At 43.6% G+C, this 369-nt stretch carries 1 pseudogene; it reads right to left on the reverse strand.

Annotated features, from left to right (window positions below):
• A pseudogene (locus tag A3739_RS08290) lies at positions 1 to 284 on the reverse strand (homoserine dehydrogenase); the annotation flags it as partial.
• Positions 285 to 369: the final 85 nt, after the last annotated feature.

The raw sequence follows: 369 nt of genomic DNA on the forward strand, positions 1-369 counted from the left end.
CCTGCCTGAAGAGCCGTCTCTACTAACTCTTTTGCAGGGCTGTAGCCGCCAATCAACTCAAGCACAACATCTACTTCGGGGTTTGTTACAACAGCGTTCAAATCCGTTGTAAAGTCGATACCTGTCAAATCACAATTGTCTTTCTTCGTGCGCGAAGCAATCTGAATAATTTCAATCGAGCAACCCGTGCGTGCTGAAATCTCTTCACGATTTCGATTTAAAACATTAACCACGCCACTCGCTACAGTACCAAGACCGCATATGCCCAATTTGAGTGTTTTCAAAACACGTACCTCTTAAATCAACTGAAAGCTAAAAAACTAGCCCTTAAAACGGGCGCATAGTATAACGGGTAGAAGGGACAAAAAG

This window comes from Oleiphilus sp. HI0067, assembly GCF_001635735.1.